Source organism: Stenotrophomonas sp. 96582_Sma, assembly GCF_056480905.1.
The window spans coordinates 1,699,541-1,719,642 of record NZ_CM151122.1; the positions used below are offsets into that span (position 1 = coordinate 1,699,541).

The following is a 20,102-nucleotide window of genomic DNA, read 5'->3' on the forward strand; positions in this document are numbered from 1 at the left end:
GCCTGGGCGACAACACCGGCAGGGCGCACAGCACTGGAGCGGGGTCGCAACGGCGGGGCCGTGACGCGAAGGGCGACCGTGGCGGCCGCCGAGAAGACAAGCGTAGGCCCGGCCCCCCGGCTTCGATAGGCGGGCAGGGCTTGGGTCTCTGGCAAGCAAGGGTTGGCACGGGGCGCCGTATCATGGCCGGGCGCGCCGGGTGCGGCCGCTGATCAGGCCGGGGACAGGCCCGGGAAGAACATCGGGATGACCGCCACACCAACCCCCAGCAGGCACCAGGCCACGATCGGCAGCCAGCCTGAGAGCTGCTGGCAGCGTTCCGGCAAGCGGCGTCCTCCGATCCACAGCAGCAGGGTGAGCAGGCCCAGCGCGTAGGCGAGGGCGACGACCACCGGATGCACGTGGACGACACGGCTGGGCGGCCACATCTGCTGCTGGTAGGCGGTGGTGTGGGCGACCAGCAGCAGGAACAGCAGGCTGCTGAGGGTGTTGATGGCGGTGCGGGCGTTCATTGCGGGGCACTCCTTGTGCCGGCTGCCGGAAACTGCAAGGGCGGCATTCTAGCGGCTGCCTGCCGGCAGTTGAAACGCCACTGTCATCGATGGCCGTCACCCTGCGGGGCTTTCCAGCCTTGGGGTGGTTGGCCGGCCGTGAACAGCGTGAGGATCTGGGAGAAGAGCTATGCGCTGCGGCGGCGGCTGCTGCGCGGCTTCTTCCTGCGCCGGGGTTCTGCCAGTGAAGATGCCGAGGATCTGGCGCAGGAGGTTTACCTGCGGCTGCTGCGCAGCACCGGTGAGCATGCCGACGCGGTCGAGAACCCGGAAGCCTACCTGTTCACCGTGGCCGCCAATCTTGCACGGGAGCACGCGCGCGCGCGTTCGTCGCTGCCGCCGCTGGAGGACGTCGACCTCCTGGCCGAAGTGTTGAAGAGCGAAGAAGACATCGAAGGCGAATTCGAGCGCGCGCAGCGCTGGAGCGATACCCGCAGCACCATCGCACGGCTGCCGGCGACCACGCGGCGGGTGATGGAGCTGCATTATCGCGACGGGCTGGACTGCCCGGCAATCAGCCAGCAGCTGCAGGTCTCGGTGCACATGGTGCGCAAGCATATCGGCAAGGGGCTGGACGCCTGCAGGAAGGCGCTGGGCGCCAGGGAGCTCACATGAAACGGAATCCATCGGGTGCGGCCGACGACGTGATCGCCAGCGAGGCCATGGACTGGTTCCAGCGCAATCGCGAGGGCGTGCTGGGCGAAGCCGAGCGGGTTGCGTTGCTGGACTGGATGAAGCGCTCGCCGGAGCATGTGCGCGCCTATATGCACGCGCTCGCACTGCACCGGCAGGTTGGTGAGGCGCTGCAATCGGCATTGGCTGAAGAGGCCTCGGTGCCGCCACAGCAGGCCGCTGACAAGGTCGTGCCGCTGTTCGGACACGCACAGGCCCCGCTGCGCAGTGCGCCGCACAGCCGTCGCACGCGTTGGTGGGTGGCGGCTGCCGCAGCCTGTATCGCCCTGCTCGGCGTGGGCCTGGTACCGCAGCTGATGCCTACCGAGCAGCTTTACAGCGCCGGACATGGAGAAATTCGCGACCTGGTGCTGCCCGACCAGACCCAGGTGCGGCTCAACGCGGACAGCCGCCTGCGGGTGCGCATGGGCGGGTTCAGCCGCAGGGTGGAGCTGCTGCAGGGCGAGGCCACGTTCGACATCGCCCAGGACCGACGGCCGTTCGAGGTGCAGGTGAACGGACTGCAGATCCGCGATATCGGCACGGTGTTCGACGTGTCGCGAAGGCTGCAGGGCACCCGCATCGGAGTGGTTTCCGGCGAGGTGGAAGTGTGGAGCCACGGTGCGGATGCGCGGCGTCTTGCACAACTGGGTAAAGGCCAGGTGGTGCAGGTCGACGCGCGCAGCCATGCGGTCGAGTCGTTGGATGTGCCGTTGTCGATGCTGCTGGACTGGCAGCAACGCAAGGTCTCTTTCCTGGACGAGCGGCTGGATGAGGTGGCCGCCGCTTTCAACCGCCACAACCAGGTGCAGGTGCGGGTGCTGGATGAAGGTGCGGCGTCGGCGCGGTTGTCCGGCAGCCTGGACGCGCATCGCATCGGTGCGCTGCAGGCCTTCCTCGAGCGCGACCCGCGCTTCGTGGTGCGGCGCGAAGGCGACACCGTGCGGGTTGGCAGTCGCTGAGGTCGACATGGCCGTGGGTTGTCAGAAAAAATTCATCAAATCCGCGTTCTCCACTTCGGTGGATGCGGGCTCTTACTTGGGAGAAGCCGCTGCCGAGTCACGCAGCGGCACCTGCTGCCTTCTCTCTTCCAAGGACCCGTGATGCGCAACACGCTCTACCTGTCGATCATCCTCGCCCTGTCTCCCTGCAGCGTGCCGCTGGCGGCTGCGGCCACTGCCGATGGCCTCGAGGCCCGCGTTTCGGCGCCGATCGCGGCGCAGCCGCTGGCGCGCGCGCTGGAGCAGTTGTCGCGCAGTTCCGGCGTGCAGTTCCTGTATTCGGGCAGTGGTGAAGTGCACATGGCCGGGGCGGTGCCGCGCGGTGCCACCGTCAAGCAGGCGCTGGACGCGCTGCTGGCAGGGACCGGCCTGGGCTACACCGTGGTGGATGGCAACGTCATCGCCATTGATCCTGCGCCGGCACACAACGATCCGAAGCCGGCCGCGCCGAAGCCGCGCGAGGCCGAAGCGGTGGTGGCGCCGACCCTGGGCACGGTGAAGGTGATTGCTGCGCATGAGGTGATCGACCAGAAGAAGACCTCGCCGGTGATCAAGGATTCGGTGGTCTACGACGAGATGGACAGCTACGGCGACGAGACACTGGCCGAGAGCCTGATGGCCGCGCCGGGCCTGAGTGCCGTGGAGGATGCCGGTGAGCCCCGTTACGTGACGGTGCGTGGCGTGCAGGCCAACCTCAACTACACCACCATCGACGGCATCGCGATTGCCAGCGTGGGTGGCAGTGGCTCGGGTGAGCGCATGAACAACCTGCAGCTGATTCCCAGCGACATCGGCACCCGCACCGACATCTACAAGAGCTTAAGCGCAGAGCAGGCGCCGGATGCGATCGGCGGCGTGATCGACATCATCAGCCGCAGTGCCTTCGACCGGTCCGGCAGGTACGTGTTCGCCGATGTGGCTGGTATCTACTCCACGGCCGAGACCAATGTCGAGCGCAGTGCCGGTGGCAACCACGAGACCCTGGGGCATTTCGGCAAGAGCGCCAAGATGGTGTTCTCCAACCAGTTCGGTGCCGACCAGGAATTCGGCCTTGTTGCGGTAGCGCGCTATGAGCAGCGTTCGCGCAACAGCGTCAAGCGCTGGGTGGAGTCGAACTACTACTACAACGACGCCGGCAAGTACCTCACCGACGGCACCACCGGGCCGGACGAGGCCAAGGGCTGGAACGGACTGCGTGCGCCGGGCAACTTCAGCACCGGCACCTACACCAACTTCATCACCAACTTCGGTGGCTCGGCCAAGCTGGAATGGAAGCCATCCGACGATCCTTTCTACGCATCGTTGCTGCTGTACTCGTACCGGTTCTACGAGAACTCGACGATGAACAAGACCGATCTGTACGGCAACGCCAAGTTTCCGATCCGCAACCAGACCGAAGACAGTGGCACCACCCAGATCAACAGCATCTACATCAAGAACCGCCACGACCGCTGGGACCGCAGCAACCGTGGCGCCATCGCCAGCTTCAACTGGGATATCGGTGATCGCTCGCGGCTGACCCTGCGCGGTGGCCACACCGAAGAGACCTTCCACAACAACCAGGTCTACTGGGGTGTGCGCGCCTACCCAAGCAACCTGTTCGTCGACTACGAGAACGACAGCCACGGCTTCCCGAACGCAGTGGCGGTTTCCGATTCCAGCCTGCTGACCAGCTCGGCGTTCAAACTCAACCCGGCACAGGCCTATGTCTCGCCGCGCGACGCCAAGGAGAGCATCGACAACCTGCGTGCCGACTTCAGCTACAACATCGACGCCGATGCGCGTGGCTTCGGCCTGGCCGCCGGCGCCGAATACCGCCATCTGAAGATCTGGCAGGACATCGACTTCGACTACTTCAAGAGCAGTGCCACGCTCAACGATTACCTGTATCCGGGTTCGACGCTGCTGGGCAGCGTGCCGGGCTTCCCGCTGATCGACAACCGCAAGTGGAACGAGGAACTGCTGCCGAAACTGGGCAACAACAATGCGGCGTATCCAAATGCCAACTTCACCAGCGACTACAAGTACGTGGAGGACATCACCAATGCCTACGTGTCCGCACACTACGCCTGGGACCGACTGCTGCTGATCGGCGGCCTGCGCTACGACCACACCCGCTTCGATGCCTACAGCCCATTCAGCGATGATGGCGGCACTACGTATACCTCTGCCTTCCGCAATACGAGCGGTGGCTACAACAACCTGCTGCCTTCATTGAATGCGACGTTCAAGTTGAGCGAGGACCAGCGCCTGCGCTTCTCCGCCAGCCGAACGCTGGGCCGGCCGACACCCAGCAACATCGCCCAGGCCACCAGCACCAGCTGTGGTGATGACGAGGAGGGCAGGGGCTTCTGCACCATCAAGCAGGGCAACGCCAACCTGCAGCCGCGCCGTTCCACCAACATCGACCTGGCGTGGGACCTGTACTTCAACGGCAACAACGGCCTGGTCTCGGTGGCACTGTTCGACAAGGTGATCAAGGACGACATCTACACCCTGACCACCTTCGAGAACGTGGGTGACACGCGCTACCGGGTCACCCAGCCGATGAACACCGATGAGTCCAGGCTGCGCGGCGTCGAGTTCGCGGTCGCCAATCGCAACCTGCAGTGGGGCCGTCAGCGCTTCGACATGTACTTCAACGCCACGCGGCTGGAAGGCCAGACCAACTACCGCATCAGTGATGGCACCGAACGCCGCCTGGACCGCCTGCTGTACCAGCCGGACTGGTCGCTCAATGGGTCGGTGATCTGGCGCATGCCGTGGAAGAGCGCACAGCTGCGCCTGTCCGGTACCTACCGCAGCCGGATGCTGGTCGACTTCGGTGATACCCAGTGGCTGGACTCGTACTACGACCCATACATGACCTTCAACTTGGCCTTCAGCCACAAGGTCAGCAAGCACGTGACGCTGAAGTACGAGGCCAAGAACCTGTTCAACACGCAGCCGACCTACAGCACTGGTCCCAATGGTCGCTTCCGCACCGAGATCGACGACTACGGCCGCTTCTTCTACTTCCACATCATCTACAACTGAGGGCGCATCCGTGGATACGATCAATCGCAGGCGATTCCTGGCCCTGGCCGGTCTGTCCGCCGCCGGCGCCTGGATGGGCACGGCACGGGCGCTGGCCGCGCAGACCGATTCCACCGCGCTGAACCCGCGCAACCTGCTGGCATCGCCGCGGTTCGCCAGTACACCGTTCACCCTGGGCGTGGCCTCGGGTGATTCTTCGGCCGATGGCATGGTGCTGTGGACACGGCTGGCGACCGAGCCGCTGGTGTTCGGCGGTGGCATGCCGACCCGGCCGATGGTGGTCGAATGGCAGCTGGCGGCGGACGAGGGCATGCGCAAGGTGGTACGCCAGGGTTCGGCGATGGCGCATCCCGAACTCGGCCACGCTGTGCACGTGGAGCTGGGTGGGTTGGCGCCCGCACGGCCTTACTGGTACCGCTTCACCGTAGGCGGCCACGCCAGTGCGGTCGGTTGCACCCGCACGCTGCCCGCAGCCACGGCCGCAGTGGATCGCGTGCGCTTTGCGGTGGCCGGTTGCCAGCACTACGAAGAAGGCCACTACACCGCGTGGCGGCGCATTGCCGAGGAATCGCTGGATTTCGTTTTCCACTACGGTGATTACATCTACGAAGGCGAAAGCCAGCCGGGCCTGCGGAGAATGAACGGCCAGCCGTTCACCAACCTGCGCAATCATGTCGGGCCGCAGACCTACACGCTGGACGACTACCGTCGCCGCTACGCCCAGTACAAGAGCGATGCCGACCTGCAGGCCGCGCATGCGTCGGCGCCGTGGTTCGTCACCTTCGATGACCACGAAGTGGACAACAACTGGGCCAGCGCCGAAGACCAGGACGATACGCCCAGCGAAGTGTTCCTGCTGCGCCGCGCACAGGCGTTCCAGGCCTACTACGAGAACATGCCACTGCGCCGATCGGCATTCCCGCGCGATGGCCACATGCAGATGTACCGGCGTGCACGCTACGGCACGCTGATGGACCTGCACCTGCTCGACACCCGCCAGTACCGCAGCAAGCAGGTGAACATGGCGCTGCGTGAGGAGGTGGAATCGTCGGAGCGCAGCATTGTGGGGGCGAAGCAGGAGCGCTGGCTGTTCGATGGCCTGGCCGATGCCGCGCCGCGCTGGCACACCATCGCCCACCAGGTGGCACTGGGCAACTACATGCGCGAGAAGGACGGCGTGGTGCAGTCGTCCGATGACCAGTGGTCGGGTTATCTGGACAGCCGCCGGCGCCTGCTCGACCACATCCAGAAGGTGGGCTTCGGCAACGTGGTGACGGCGTGTGGCGACGCGCACCGGCATTACGCCAGCGACCTGGTGCAGGACCATCGTGATTCGGGCGTGGTCTCCAGTGAGTTCCTCGCCACTTCGATCACTTCCGGCGCCGACGGCCAGGGCGTGGATGCGTACGCAAGGAATCAGCTCGCGCACAGCCCTTATCTGAGGGCGACCACCGACAAGCGTGGCTATGTGCTGTGCGATGTCACCCGTGATGCGTGGATCGGCGACATGAAGACGCTGGATACCGTGATGCAGCCGAACGGAACGGTGCAGAGCTGGAAGCGCTACGCGGTGGAACACGGCCGGCCGGGGTTGCAGGAGGCCTGATCAGCCAGCACCACTGTAGAGTCGAGCCATGCTCGACTGCTTTTCGATCGTTCTTCGATCATTGACCGGAAAAAGCAGTCGAGCATGGCTTGTATGTTCCTCCCGGCTCCTACGCGGTATGTAGGAGCCAGGGTGGAGGGACCGTCAAGCATGCATCTGCGGATACTAGCCGACAGACGAGTCGAGCGATCCCCATCCCGCACACGAACGTCGATAAAGGATCGTACGGCCCCCAAGGGGATCGTCGATGTAGGCAAGCTAACGTCGGTGCGGTACCACCCCAGCCCCTTAAAGATAGCTGGGAGCCGTACAAATGTCTGATTCTCTCGATATTGGCGTGGACGTGGACTCCAAGGAGTTGGTACCGGCAGTGGCCGACCGCAAGGCCGGCGACAGGATCGCCAACACCCGGGCCGGCATAGCCCAGTGGCTCAACACCTTGCCCCAGCGATGCCGGATTGGCATGGAGGCGACGGGGCGGTACTACGAATTGTTGGCTCGGATGGCTGGCCAGGCAGGCCACGTTGTCTATGTGATCAATCCACGTCTGATCAAGCACTACGGCCGGGCGACGGGCTCGCGTGGCAAGACGGACGCCATGGACGCCGAAGCGATCGCCCGGTACGTGAAGAAGGAGAACGATCGCCTGCGTGAATACGTACCGCGTACCGATGAGCAGCAGCAGATGCACGATTTGCTGCGCAAGCGGCAGACGCTGGTAAAGACACGCGCGCGCCTGGAGCAATCCTTCGGGGTAAGCAAAAGTGCCCCCGGGGAGCTGTCAGATCTGTTCTGCGCTCTGGCTGGGACGCTGTCCGAGCTGGAAAGCGAACTGCAGCGCTTGGGGCGCGATGGAGAGCATGGCACGCTCTACAAGCGCCTGTTGACCATCCCTGGTATCGGCCCCGCCGTCGCCGCTCACCTGATTTACTACATGACGCGCTGGCCGTTGGCCAACGCCAACGCGTGGATCGCCTGCACGGGCCTGGATCCCCGGCCCAACGAGTCTGGCGGCAGAACGGGACGGCGTCGGCTGTCCAAACAGGGCGCGCCAGTGCTGCGCCAGATGCTCTACATGGCCGCCATGGGGCTCAAGCGGTGTCGCCAGGGGCAACCGCTCTACGACGAGCTGTCAAAACGCGGTCACCCCAGCACCGCCGTCTTCAACATTCTGGCAAGGAAACTAGCCAAGATCGCCTGGGGCGTGTTCAAGAGCGGCCGGGACTTCGATCCGGCCATGCTGAAGGTGGGTCAAGCCTGCTTCCAGCAGGCTTGACCGCGAACATAGGATCTCGACTCTACAAGGGCGGAGCGGCTCAATCGTGCTCGAAGCGCAGTGGTTCGCTGCCCATCGCCGGGTCACTGGTGCCAGGACGCCCATCCTCGGCGCGGCCCGCCAGGCGCAGCACACTCTCACCGGCGTTGACCTGCAGGTCATACCAGCCGGCGGTAGGCGTTGCATCCCACGCCAACGAAGTCTCTGCATGCGCCGGCAGTGCCAGCGTCTGCTCGGGCATGTGCCCGGCATAGGCACCGGCATGCACGCGCAGCTGCTGTGCGGTATCGCTGAGATTGCGCAGGTGCAGCCGCAGCTGGCCGTCGGCGCGCTCGACCGACGCCTGCACGATGGGCCCTTTGGCAGCACCCTGGAAGTGACGGTGGAAGCCGTTCGGGCCAAGCAGCCACAGGTCGTAACGCCCCTGTGCATCCAGCGCCCAGCGTTCGCGCAGCGGCGTGCCCGGTACCAGCGTATAGCGGCGTGGCACCGCACCCAGCCGCAGTCGGTCGTACACATGCAGCACCGCCGCTGCACCTTCGCAGGACAACGTCAGATCCAGGCCCGATGCGTCGATCGCAGCAATCGATGCCTGCGGCCGATAGGGCAGGGCACGCGCCGGACGTACGCCACGTTCCTGTTGCGCCGGTTCCAGCCCCTCCGGCAACGCTGGCACGGTGCGTCCTGGCAGGGCGGCGGCACGTGCGGCCGCCGCGCTCACGTCGGGCAGGCCGCGTACGAACGGACGGGTATCGCGCTGGGCGAAGTCGAAGGCGTTGCTCAGGTCTCCGCAGACCGCACGGCGCCAGGGTGAGATATCCGGTGCGGCCACGCCGAAGCGGCGTTCGATCAGCCGTATGACCGAGGTGTGGTCGTACACCTGCGAATCGACCCAGCCACCGCGGCTCCAGGGCGAGATCACGTACAGCGGCACGCGCGGACCCAGCCCATAGGGGCGGCCGCGCAGCTCGGCGGCGTCGTACTTCTCGTCGCCCGGTGCCGGATGGCGGTGGTACTCGCCTTCGGTACTGACCGAAGACATACCCGCCCAGCCACCGTTTATAGGTGAAGGCGGTGCCGGTGGCGGCATGTGGTCGAAGAAGCCGTCGTTCTCGTCGAACATCAGCAGCAGGGCAGTGCGGCTCCACACTTCTGGATCGGCGGTCAGTGCATCCAGCACGCGAGCGGTGTACGCCGCGCCCTGGGCCGGGCTGGAAGGGCCGGGATGCTCGCTGCCGGCCGCGTCGGCGATGATGAAGCTGACCTGCGGCAGGCGCCCGTCGACCACGTCCTGGCGCAGCTGTGCCAGCCCGCGCGTGCTGACCCCACGCGCGCGCAGCTGCGGGTCATGCCCCGGCGCAGCGCGGTAGGCCTGGCGGAATGCCTCGAAGCCGGCCAGCGGGTTGTCGGTGAAGTTGTCGGCCATGTCCTGGTAGATCTGCCAGGAGACGCCCGCCTTCTGCAGGCGTTCGACATAGCTGGTCCAGCGATACGACGCCGGATGCCCGCCGTGCTCGGGGAAGTTGTCGTGTGAGTTGGCGATCACCGGGCCGCCAGCACGCGCGTGTGCATCATTGTGACCGGTCCACAGGAACACCCGGTTCGGGTTGGTTCCGGCCTGCATCGCGCAGTGGTAGGCGTCGCAGATGGTGAAGGCATCGGCCAGCGCGAACTGGAAGGGCAGGTCGCTGCGCTGGAAGTAGCCCATCGAGTGGTTCTGCTTGGCCTTCGGCCATTGCCCCATGCGGCCGTGGTCCCAGGCGCGCTGTGCGTCCGGCCAGGTGTGTGGTGTGCCCTCCACCCGCATGTAGCCGAAGTGCGCAGCGGTATCCAGCGGGAACGGTGCGATCGCGCGCGTGCCGCTGGCATCGGGTTGCAGCCACAGGCTGCGCGTGCGGCCGCCGGTCTGCAGTGCCGGCGCGGGAGCCACGAAGCGATCGCCGAACCCCCGTACGCCCGGCAGCGTGCCGAAGTAGTGGTCGAACGAGCGGTTCTCCTGCATGAACACCACGATGTGCTGCAGGTCTTCGAGGCTGCGCGTCTGCGCGGCGGGGGCGATCGCTGCGGCCCGGGCGATGCTGGGCAGCAGCGGGGAAAGGCCGGCGGCAACGCCGGCCTGCAACAACCGGCGTCGGCCGATATCAGTCACGGGCTCACTCACAGGTCCACACGGAAGGAGATGCCGACAGTGCGCGGGGCGCCGATGAAGGCATTGTCGCGGCCGTCCACCCCTGCAAGATACCGCTTGTCGGTGAGGTTGCTCACCACCAGGTTGGCACCCATGCCCTTCAGGCGCGGCGACAGGCCCTGCAGGTCGAAGCCGATATTGGCGTTGAACACGGTGGCCGAGGGCAGCTTGTTGACGTTGGCGGCATCGAGGTAGCGCGTGCCCAGGTAGCGACCGGACAGGCCGAAGTTCCAGTTTTCGCCCTGCCAGTCGGCCGACAGCACCAGGGTCTGCTCGGGCTGGCCGATCACCTTGGCACCGTCGACGATGCCCAGCTGGGTATCACGTGCGGCATCGCCACTGCCCAGGTACTTGGAGCGGTTGTAGGTATAGGCGGCGTTGAGACGCCAGCCGTTGTCCCAGCCATAGCCGAACGCCGCCTCCAGGCCGTTGCTTTCCACGCCACCGAAGTTCTCGTAGACACCGTCGGTCTCGCCCAGGTAGTCGATGCCGCTGACGAAACCGGCCGGCAGATAGACGATGCGGTTGTCGAACTTGATGTTGTACAGGGTGACCGACGCGGTCAGCGGCCAGCGGCTGATGCGCATGCCGACTTCGATGTTGTCGGCGGTCTCCGGCTCGACGTTGCGGAAGCGCTGCGGGTCGGTCTCGCCGAGCACGCCGGAGGGAATGGCGGCGAAGTTCTGCGAGAAGCCAGCGAACAGCTCCATGCCTTCCACACCGGGCGCCCAGGTGAAGCCGGTGGACAGCAGCGGATCGGACTTGGAATCGGATTTGACGTGCTCGCTGGCACCGATCACGCGGCGGCGCGACTGGTCGACGAAGAACTGCTTCACGCCCAGGCGTGCGCTGAACGGCCCGAAGCGGGCCACGTCCTCGACGTAGTACATCTGCTCGTCAACCTTGTACTTGTCCTCGAACTGCACCCAGTAAGGCTGGTGGTCGAAGGCGATGTCCTGGCCGACGTTGAGCAGGCGGTGCCAGTCGCGGCGCGCCGAGCGGTCCAGCTTCTCCACCCACAGGCCGCCGCGGATCGTGTTGTCGACGGCACCGAAGGTCTGCCGCCATTCGACGTCGGCGGTCACGCCCATGCGGTCGTTGTCGTAGTGGGTGTGGCGGTAGGACTGCGCGCCCAGCACGTTGCCGGCGTAGCAGTTCGGATCGTACTCGGCGGTGAAGCCCAGCCGTGGGGTGCAGCTGGCCAGGCGCTGCGCGGCGCTGCCATCGGGATTGACGAAGAAAATCTGGCCGCGGTTACTGCCGCCGTACACGGTCTTTCCACCGATGTACTCCGATTCCGGGCGACCGGCACCATCATCGCTGACCTGCGCCAGGTAGGGGGGCAGCCAGTCGCCACGACCTTCCATGCGGTGCCCGTAAGCCGCCACCGAGGCCTTGAAGCCGTTGCCGCCGTCGAAGGCCGCGCGCAGGTAGCCGAAGGTGTTCTCGCGCAGCGCACGCGAGCCGGAACGGTAGTTCTGGTCCAGGTACGGAATGCCGGTGAGGGTGCCGACCAGGTTGTCGCGGTCCGGATTGGTGGCGAAGCCCTTCGGCGAGACGCTGGTGTACTCCGGCTCGTCGGCATCGTTGTAGGACAGGTAGCCGGTCAGCGTCCAGCGATCCAGCTCGGTGATGAACTTGCCGGCGATGTGGTCATTGCTGGTCTTGCCGCTGCCATCGATCCAGTCGTGCACACGTGCGGAAGAAGCGCTGACCCAGGCGCGGGTATGGCCGCCGAGCAGGCCGGTGTCGTAGCGCACGTAGTACTTGCGCGCCTCGTTGTCACCGGCACCGACCACGAAGCGCAGGCGGCTGTCCTGCAGCGGATCGCTGGTGAGGAAGTTCAGGGTGCCGCCGAGGGCTTCGTTCGAGCGCGAGGAGATATCGGCGGTGCCCTGGCTGACTTCCACTGTTTCCAGGTCCAGGGTATCGATGTAGCGGTTGGCCAGCGAACCGCCACCGTAGCCCGAGCCGCCATTGGGCAGGCCGTCGATGGTGGTGCCGATCTGCTGGGTGTCACGGTTGGTGACGAAGCCGCGCATGCTGATCTGCGTGCCCCACACCGACGAACCGGTGGCATCGGCCTCGCTGACCACCACGCCGGGCACTTCGTTGAGCGCGTCGTTGACGCTGCTCATCACCGTCTGCCGGTTCAGTGTTTCCGCGCGCACCGAAGTCTTCGCGTAGCTGGTGGCCTGACCAATCACCTGTACCTGGTCGAGGGTACGCGCATCGCTGCTGCGCGCTTCGCCCGTATCGCCCTGCGGTGCTTCTGCGAGGGCGTCCAGGGCGGGGGCGATCAGCAGGGCCAGCAGCGAGACACGGGGAAAACGCGCAATCGTTCGCATCGAAACCGGACCTTCAGAGGGAGGAAACCCCGGAGTGTCGGCAGCGCCAATGACATCGGCATGACGTGGCAGCGCAGGAACGATGGCACTGTGGGGGCGGTCACGGCCTTCGGGTATGCTCGGCGCTTCAATGGACCTGAGGTGGTGGCGATGCAGAAGCGATCGAAGATCTGGCTGGGAGGTGCAGCCCTGGTGCTGCTGGCAGGGTGCAACCGGACGCCCTCGGATGGAGAGGTGGCACCGCCTGCGCCAGCCACGGCGGACGAGGCCGCAGCACCGGCCGCCGCCCCAGCGGGTTCAACGGCCGCCGCCGACGGCACCGCACTCACCGACCGCGATGGCAAGCCGGTGCCGCTGGTGCCTTTCGACACCAGCAGCGTGCCGCTGAGCGACACCGCGCTGGGCGGACTGCCGTTCTTCAGCCTGCCGCAGGGCTACGCGCCGCAGAACGCCCCGCACCCGCGCGCCTGGGCGCGCTTCCCGTTCCGGATGGGCGAGGGTGTGCATTGGGCGGAAGGTCCGAGCTGGTCGGCACGCATCGTGACCGACAGTGAGGCGGCCCCCGACAAGGCGTTCTCCGCGCTGGAAGTGCAGCGCAACTTCGACGGCGTGATCACCGCCGCCGGCGGCCGCAAGGTCTTTGAAGGCAAGCTGCTGCGCGACATCTACTACGGCCCGCAACTGGAAGGCGAGATCGGGGGTGGCTTCATCGATGTGGTGAACGGTGAACAGGACGCACCCACCACCGTCTACGTGCTGCGCCAGGTCAACCGCACCGTGTGGGTGCAGCTGGCAGTGGACAGCAACGGCGCCGGTCTGGTGGTCGTGGATGACGTGCCGTTCAAGGCCACCGCGCAGTGGTCGGACCGTTTCCCGCACCTGTCCCTGCCGGCCGGCTATCGCGAGCGCAACACGCCCGAGCAGCGTGATTTCGATGCCTTCCCGTTCTGGACCGGAGATCACTTCGAACCGGTCGAGGGCCGCACCTTCGCTGCCGATTTCGACAAGGGCGAGCGCGAATACTCGATGCATGAAGTCCGTCGCAACCTTGAGGCGATGATGGCCCAGGTCAACGGCACCAAGGTGTTCGAGGGGCGCATCCCGCACGAGGCGGCCGAGGGTGTGTCGAAGCAGGTGCAGTCGTCCTACGGCAACGCGGCCAGCTACAGCTGGGACAACTACGACACCGTTGTCTATCGCGTCGATCTGGCTGACGGCCGCCAGGTGTGGGTACATGCTCGCCTCGAATACCTCAGCGCTGGCTGGGTCGTGGTCGAGCGCAAGGGTTTCACCCAGACCGCGGCGCTGCTGCCGGCCGATGCGTTGAAGAAGAAGCTGGACAGCGACGGCCGCGTGGCGATCCAGGTCAACTTCGCCACCGACAAGGCGCAGATCCTGTCGACGTCCGAACCGCAACTGGCGCAAGTGCTGGACCTGCTGCGTGCCGACCCGTCGCTGAAACTGTCGATTGAAGGCCACACCGACAACAGCGGCGCGGCCGCGCACAACCGCAGCTTGTCCGAGGATCGTGCGCGGTCGGTGGTGGCGGCGTTGACCGCCAAGGGCATCGCCGCCGACCGCCTGCAGGCGGCCGGCTTCGGTGCCGACAGGCCGGTAGCCGACAATGGCAGCGAGCAAGGCAAAGCGCGCAATCGCCGGGTCGAGCTGGTCAAGCGCTGAACCACGCCCTCCTCAGTACCGCGCGTCCTTGGGTTTCGGGTCGCGCGGCCAGTCCTTGGCCTTGTTGGCGAAGTCCGGCCGCGGTTGGTTGATGAAGTAGCTGGCGATGTCCACCGCATCCTGGTCGGGCATCACCTGCTGCCCCAGTGGCGGCTCGCGGGTCACCGCCGGCGGCATGTTGTGCTTGACGAAACCGGCCGCCTTGTACAGGCGCGCCATGCCGGCGCCGATGTTGAAGCTGTGGTCGCCCCACAGCGGCGGGAAGGCGATATCACCGCTGGCGTCGCGCCTGCCTTCGCCGTTGTCGCCATGGCAGGCGGCACACTGCACGGCGTACAGCGCCTGGCCACGGATCGGGTCCGGGGTCAGCGTGCTGTCGATGGGGCCCTCGCTGGGGGCGGCCACCTTTGCACCGTCTGGCACGGGACTGCTCAGCCACGCCATGTAGTCGAGCATGGCGCGCATCTGCGGTGAGTCCTTCGGTAGCGGCTTGCCGTTCATCGAGCGCTGCAGGCAGCCATTGATGCGCTCGGTCAGCCCGATCACCTTGCCCGGGCGCGGCATGTAACGCGGATAGGCGCCGCCGCCCGTATTGAAGTAGTGGTTGCCGAACGGTCGCTTGCCCTCGGCCATGTGGCACGAATTGCAGTTCAGATCGTTGCCGACGTTGTCCGGCAGCAGGCGCGCGGTCTCGTTGAGGAGGCGGCGGCCAAGCATCACCGATTCGGCATTGCCGAGCCCGGCGATCTCCTCGGCGCTGGGTGCGTGGTAGTGGCCGACCACCTTGCCCTGCGCATCGAGGATATCGATCGTGCTGGCTACGGCAGCATCCAGGTCCGGGTACAGATGGCGATAGGCGAGGGTGCCGGCGCCGGCCAGCAGCACGAGGGTGACCACGCTGCCGACCAGCAGGCGGGAGCGTTTGCGCGAACGTTTCATCGTGCGGCCTCCTGCGGAACGTAGTGCACCGGCTTGTCACGCACCACCCGGCGCATGCGCGCCACGTCGACCTCGCTCACGGCGCTGGCCTGGTTGCCCCAGCTGCTGCGGATGAAGGTCAGGATCTGTGCCAGCTGTGCATTCGGCAGCTGCTCGAAACCGGGCATGGTGAAGGCCATGCGGTCGTGCGGGGTATGCGGCGTGCGGCCGCCGATCAGGGTTACCTGTACCAGCGAGCTGGGATCATCGGCGAACACGATCGAGTTGCCGGCCAGCGCCGGGTAGACCCGTGGCATGCCGCGGCCGTCGGCGCGATGGCAGGCCTGGCAATGCTCGGCATAGGCCAGCGAGCCGGCCACGCGATAGTCGCCACTGCGTAGTGCGGCGGTGGAGGTGTCGGTACCCGGTGACCACTGTGCACTGCGGCCCTCGCGCGCCGGCAGCTGTTTCAGGTAGCGGGCCATCGCCAGCAGGTCGGCGTCGGACAGGTACTGCGTGCTGTGCTCGACCACGTCGGCCATGCCGCCGAAGGCCGCGGAGCGATCGGTGCGTCCGGTGCGCAGGAAGTCGACGATCTCGCCCTCGTTCCAGCTGGCCAGACCGGTTGATTCATTGCGCAGGTTCTTCGCATACCAGCCTTCCAGCACCGAGCCGGACAGGAACTGGCGGCTGCCATCATCGGCCATCGCCTTTTCCTGGAACGCGAGGCCACGTGGCGTGTGGCAGGCGCCGCAGTGGGCCAGGCCTTCCACCAGTTCGGCGCCGCGCTGCTGGCTGGCATCCAGCGACGGATCCGGGTTGAACGTACGCGGGCGTGCGAACAGCAGCTGCCACCAGGCCAGTGGCCAGCGCATGTTGGCCGGCCACGGGATCGTGCTGTCGGCGTTGCCCTGCTTCACCGGCTGCACCGAGCCCATGAAGTAGGCGTACAGCGCCTTGATCTCGGCATCGCTGGCGATCACGTATGAGGCATACGGCATTGCCGGATACAACGGCTGCCCATCGTGACGGATGCCGCGACGTACCGCGCGCTCGAAGTCGGCGTAGTCGTAGGCGCCAATGCCGGTGTCCGGATCGGGCGTGATGTTGGTCGAGTAGATCGTGCCCATCGGCGTCTGCATACCGAGGCCACCGGCGAACGGCTTGCCGCCCGGCGCAGTGTGGCAGGCGGCGCAGTCGGCGGCGCGCGACAGGTACTGTCCCTGCGCGATCAGCGTCGGATCGTGGATGTCGACCTGCGCCGTCTGTCGCGGTGCGAACCAGTAGGGCGTGGTGCGGGCGATGCCGTAGGCGGCGGCAAACGTGGCGGCCAGGGCAATGGCGAGCTTGAGCGAGGTGCGCATGGCGGCACTGTGGGCAATCCCGCGCGCGCGTTCATTGATCCGGATCAATGACTGAACGGATACAGCTTGTACACCAAGCTGAATCGTTCCTGCGTTGTCATCAAGCCGTCATCCGCGCGCGATAGATGGCCGGTCTATCGAGGCGTTAACGTCCCAGCCTGTCTGATTCACCCCTATGACGTGATATGAAGCGCCTGCTGCTGCTGTTGCTGGCGTGCGCCGGCCTGTGGCTGGCTGCATGCTCCTCCTCCATCAATGCCTCGTCCACCTCGCTCGCCGACAGGCTGATCGCGCCAGGTGGCGTATCGACCCTGCTCGATCGCCCGCGTATTGCCGCGGCCATCGCCGAACTGCCCAACCGCCATGGCTTCGCGCCGGGCCGCGATGGCGTGCCGATCTTCTGGCGTGTGTTCGATCCCGGCGACTACGGCGCGCGTTATCACTACCTGCCGCAGCGCCACGAGAACGGCCTGCCGCTGGATACCGGCCTGAGCCTGGCGGTGCCGCAGCCGTTCCGTGCGCAGGCACCGCGCGGCACCGTAGTGCTGCTGCACGGCTGGATGATGAACGGCGATTCGATGCTGCCGTGGTCGCTGCAGCTGGCCGAATCCGGCTATCGCGTGATCACCCTGGACCTGCGCAACCATGGACAGTCCGGTGCAGGTCCGTCCGGATACGGCACCTATGAATCCGACGATGTGGTGGATGTAATCGGCGAGCTGCGTGCACGTGGTGAAGTAACCGGCCCGCTGTACCTGTTCGGCGTGTCCTATGGCGCCGCCACAGCGGTGTTCACCGCCGACAAGCTGGGCGACCAGGTGGAAGGCGTGGTGGCGATGGAATCGTTCGCCAATGCCGGTGTGGCGATCCGCACGATGATTCCGCACCTGATGGGACTGCAGCCGGAAGGCCTGAAGGCGCAGGCGGTGGCGTCGTACGCGCGCTGGCGCTACGGCGGTCAGGACATCAACCAGGTGATCGCCGCCGCCAGCCGCCGCATCGACGTCGATCTGGACCGCGTGGATGTAGCGCGCGCGCTGGCCGATACCCGCGCCTGCGTGCTGCTGCTGCACGGGCAGGGCGACCAGCACATTCCGGTCAGCCAGGGCCGCGAACTGGCCCAGGCCAACCCGCGCGCACACTACATCGAGATGCTCGGCGAGGACCACATCACCCTGCCGCTGCGGCTGGACCTGCTGGCCGGCGTGGTCGATGACTGGATGGCGCGCGACCAGCACCACCCGCAGAGCGCGTGCCCCGCACCGCAGCTGCCGGCCCAGGCCGAGTGGCTGACACGCAGCTGAGAAAAGGGGACGGAGGGGATTAAGTCGTTTCCCGCACAGCTGGGCCAGAAACGACTTAATCCCCTCCGTCCCTTTTTTTCTGTCAGGCCACCCGTCTTGCCAGCGAGCGCGCAGACGCCGCGACGCCCAGCAGCAGCGCGGCCACGCACAGGAAGGCGAAGCCGAGGCTGGTAGCGTGTGCGAGTGCGCCGATCGCTGCCGGACCGGCGAGGATGCCGGCGTAGCCCAGCGTGGTGACCGCAGTGATGGCGATGCTCTCCGGCATCACCCGCTGTTGGCCGGCCATCGAGAACAGCGCCGGCACGATGTTGGCGCAGCCCAGCCCGACCAGTATGTAACCGGCCAGCGCCACCGGAAACGATGGCACCAGCGTCGCCAGGGTGAAACCCGCAGCAGCGGTGATGCCGCCGAAGACCAGGGTGCGGGTCCGGCCGAGGCGCTCGACGATGCCGTCGCCGAACAGGCGCATCGCGGTCATCGCCAGGGTGAACAGCGCGAAGCCGGCGCCAGCCTGGTCGCGTGGCACCTGCCGCACTTCGGCGAGGAACACCGCGCTCCAGTCCAGCATCGAGCCCTCGGCGAGGAACACCACGAAGGCCAGCACGCCGATGAACAGCACCACGCCATGCGGCAGTGCCAGCAGGGGGCCTTCATGCAGGATCCGTTGCGGGCGCCAGTGCGGTGCCGACAGCACTGCCACCAGCAGCAGAGCGGCCACCGAAACCAACGCGGCCAGCCACAGCGGCGTACCCAGGATCAGCATGCCGGTCATGCAGCCGGCACCGACGAAGCCGCCGATGCTGTAGAAGGCATGGAATCCGGACATCATCGCGCGCCCGGCGTCGCGCTCGACCGCGACCGCCTGCATGTTCATCGCACAATCCAGTGCACCGACGCCGGCGCCGAACACGAACAGGGCCGCGCCCAGCGCTACCGGAGAGGGCGCCAGCACCAGCAAGGGCAGGGCGCACAGCATCGTCGCGCAGGTGATCACCATCACCCGGCGGCATCCCAGCCGCCCGGTCAGCGCACCTGCCAGTGGCATCGCCAGCAGTGAGCCGAGCCCGAGGCACAGCAGCACGGCGCCGAGGCTGGCGTCGGACAGCCCGGCCTTGGCCTTGGCGTAGGGCACCATCGGCGCCCAGGCGGCGGTGGCGAATCCGGGAATGAAGAAGGCGGCACGGGTGGCGTCCTGCTGGGCACGTGGGGATGAGGGCGTCATGCGCGGTGCGAAGCTCCAGGGGGTGTTCATGAAAACGTTTTCAGGCTGGTTCGGCAAGTGCCCTGCATGACATCGAGCGACGCATACGATTGCAGTGACCCGAATGCGTCACCGCTGATTAACGCCAAAGACGGACAGTGGCGACACGGTCGGCATTCCGCCGGCCGCTGCCGGAGATCCGTACATGAGCACGACACCGACCATCCTCCTCGTCCATGGTTTCTGGGGTGGGGCCGCACACTGGGCCAAAGTGATCCTGGAGCTGCATCGCAACGGCCATGACCGCGTGCAGGCGGTGGAACTGCCACTCACCTCGCTGGCCGACGATGCCGGCCGCACCCAGAACATGATCCGGCAGATCGACGGGCCGGTGCTGCTGGTCGGCCACTCCTACGGTGGTGCGGTGATCAGCCAGGCCGGCAACGAGGCCAACGTGAAGGGCCTGGTCTATATCGCAGCGTTCGCCCCGGATGCCGGCGAGAGCCCCGGTGGCATCACCCAGCAGCATCTGCCGGAAGCGGCACCGAACCTGGCGCCGGACAGTGATGGTTACCTGTGGCTGCGCGCCGACAAGTTCCATGAAAGCTTCTGCCAGGACCTGAGCGACGATGAGGGCCGGGTGATGGCGGTGACCCAGAAGGCGCCGCTGGCCAGCACTTTCGGTGATGCGGTGAGCGACCCGGCGTGGAAGCACAAGCCGAGCTGGTACCAGCTGTCCCGCCATGATCGGATGATCGCGCCGGAGAACCAGAGGGCAATGGCCACGCGCATGCAGCCCAAGCGACTGCTGGAGCTGGACGCCAGCCATGCCTCGCTGGCCTCGCAGCCGAAGGAAGTGACCGCGCTGATCCTGGAGGCCTGCGCCGCCATCGGCGGCTGAGCCTGCGGCAGCGCGCCGCACCACAGAACACCGCACGACAGCCGGGGCGAAGGGGA

Annotated in this window: 14 protein-coding genes; 8 read left to right on the top strand and 6 right to left on the bottom strand. The window is 66.3% G+C overall.

What is annotated here, in order from left to right; genetic code table 11:
- Positions 1 to 212 precede the first annotated feature (212 nt).
- On the bottom strand, positions 213 to 512 hold the full coding sequence (locus ACZK2R_RS07950) for a hypothetical protein (protein ID WP_032128423.1): 300 nt from the start codon (positions 510 to 512) through the stop codon (positions 213 to 215).
- Between the two features lie 138 nt (positions 513 to 650).
- On the opposite strand from ACZK2R_RS07950, the gene ACZK2R_RS07955 reads away from it, so the two are divergent.
- The 5 genes from ACZK2R_RS07955 (at position 651) to ACZK2R_RS07975 (ending at position 8,142) form a co-directional block, all read left to right on the top strand.
- Entirely contained in the window at positions 651 to 1,166 is a 516-nt protein-coding gene (locus ACZK2R_RS07955; protein WP_180838525.1) for an RNA polymerase sigma factor, read from the top strand.
- Positions 1,163 to 2,185 (top strand): FecR family protein, encoded by a 1,023-nt coding sequence (locus ACZK2R_RS07960; RefSeq protein WP_125895299.1) that lies wholly within the window; start codon positions 1,163 to 1,165, stop codon positions 2,183 to 2,185. Before ACZK2R_RS07955 ends, ACZK2R_RS07960 begins: the two co-directional genes overlap by 4 nt.
- A gap of 141 nt (positions 2,186 to 2,326) precedes the next feature.
- The gene (locus ACZK2R_RS07965) at positions 2,327 to 5,260 is read left to right on the top strand and encodes a TonB-dependent receptor (protein ID WP_180838524.1); all 2,934 of its coding nucleotides are present in this window, start codon (positions 2,327 to 2,329) and stop codon (positions 5,258 to 5,260) included.
- A gap of 10 nt (positions 5,261 to 5,270) precedes the next feature.
- Positions 5,271 to 6,866, top strand: a complete 1,596-nt coding sequence (locus tag ACZK2R_RS07970; RefSeq protein WP_180838523.1) for an alkaline phosphatase D family protein — start codon at positions 5,271 to 5,273, stop codon at positions 6,864 to 6,866.
- Positions 6,867 to 7,179: 313 nt separating this feature from the next.
- Positions 7,180 to 8,142, top strand: coding sequence for an IS110 family transposase (locus ACZK2R_RS07975; RefSeq protein ID WP_478487931.1), 963 nt, complete (start codon positions 7,180 to 7,182; stop codon positions 8,140 to 8,142).
- Between the two features lie 40 nt (positions 8,143 to 8,182).
- On the opposite strand, the gene ACZK2R_RS07980 is transcribed toward ACZK2R_RS07975, so the two are convergent.
- Positions 8,183 to 10,291 (bottom strand): phosphocholine-specific phospholipase C, encoded by a 2,109-nt coding sequence (locus tag ACZK2R_RS07980; RefSeq protein WP_180838744.1) that lies wholly within the window; start codon positions 10,289 to 10,291, stop codon positions 8,183 to 8,185.
- Positions 10,292 to 10,299: 8 nt separating this feature from the next.
- Complete coding sequence (locus tag ACZK2R_RS07985; protein ID WP_121503741.1) at positions 10,300 to 12,678, bottom strand: TonB-dependent receptor; 2,379 nt, start codon at positions 12,676 to 12,678, stop codon at positions 10,300 to 10,302.
- A 150-nt stretch (positions 12,679 to 12,828) separates the two neighbouring features.
- Between ACZK2R_RS07985 and ACZK2R_RS07990 the strand changes: the two genes are divergently transcribed.
- Positions 12,829 to 14,358, top strand: coding sequence for an OmpA family protein (locus tag ACZK2R_RS07990; protein WP_180838743.1), 1,530 nt, complete (start codon positions 12,829 to 12,831; stop codon positions 14,356 to 14,358).
- A 12-nt stretch (positions 14,359 to 14,370) separates the two neighbouring features.
- Here the strand turns inward: ACZK2R_RS07990 and ACZK2R_RS07995 are convergent, their stop codons facing one another.
- Positions 14,371 to 15,297 (bottom strand): c-type cytochrome, encoded by a 927-nt coding sequence (locus ACZK2R_RS07995; protein ID WP_032128430.1) that lies wholly within the window; start codon positions 15,295 to 15,297, stop codon positions 14,371 to 14,373.
- Complete coding sequence (locus tag ACZK2R_RS08000; RefSeq protein ID WP_180838742.1) at positions 15,294 to 16,640, bottom strand: c-type cytochrome; 1,347 nt, start codon at positions 16,638 to 16,640, stop codon at positions 15,294 to 15,296. The genes ACZK2R_RS07995 and ACZK2R_RS08000 overlap by 4 nt, the downstream gene beginning before the upstream one ends.
- A 185-nt stretch (positions 16,641 to 16,825) precedes the next feature.
- Here ACZK2R_RS08000 and ACZK2R_RS08005 point away from each other — a divergent pair, with 185 nt between their 5' ends.
- The gene (locus tag ACZK2R_RS08005) at positions 16,826 to 17,944 is read left to right on the top strand and encodes an alpha/beta fold hydrolase (RefSeq protein ID WP_180838741.1); all 1,119 of its coding nucleotides are present in this window, start codon (positions 16,826 to 16,828) and stop codon (positions 17,942 to 17,944) included.
- Between the two features lie 82 nt (positions 17,945 to 18,026).
- Here ACZK2R_RS08005 and ACZK2R_RS08010 read toward each other — a convergent pair whose 3' ends face one another.
- Positions 18,027 to 19,166, bottom strand: a complete 1,140-nt coding sequence (locus tag ACZK2R_RS08010) for an MFS transporter (RefSeq protein WP_180838746.1) — start codon at positions 19,164 to 19,166, stop codon at positions 18,027 to 18,029.
- Positions 19,167 to 19,350: 184 nt separating this feature from the next.
- On the opposite strand from ACZK2R_RS08010, the gene ACZK2R_RS08015 reads away from it, so the two are divergent.
- Entirely contained in the window at positions 19,351 to 20,046 is a 696-nt protein-coding gene (locus ACZK2R_RS08015) for an alpha/beta hydrolase (protein ID WP_180838740.1), read from the top strand.
- The last annotated feature ends 56 nt before the right edge of the window (positions 20,047 to 20,102 follow it).